The organism is Ulvibacter sp. 2210JD10-4 (assembly GCF_058148525.1).
In genome coordinates this window covers 1-237 of the sequence record NZ_JBYVJZ010000098.1, presented here as the reverse complement: position 1 = coordinate 237, position 237 = coordinate 1, and the positions used below count along the sequence as shown (strand labels likewise).

1 pseudogene is annotated in these 237 nt (G+C 38.0%); it reads left to right on the top strand.

The window, feature by feature from the left end:
- A pseudogene (locus tag ACY2RT_RS15630) lies at window positions 1-237 on the top strand (tetratricopeptide repeat protein); the annotation flags it as partial.

Below are 237 nucleotides of genomic sequence, written 5' to 3'. Positions count from 1 at the left end.
ATACTATTTCTATTTACAGCATCTCTAGTCACAGCTCAGACCGAGCTATTGGCAACAAATTATTTCGAACAAGGAGAATATGAAAAAGCACTTTCTATCTACAATAAATTGTATGAAAAGAACCCTGGCCGCCTTGATTATTTTACAATGGTCGTCCATTCAAATCAGCAACTGGACAATTTTTCTGAGGCTGAAAAGCTGCTTTTAGGGAAATTAAAAGGGCGCAGAGTAAACCCG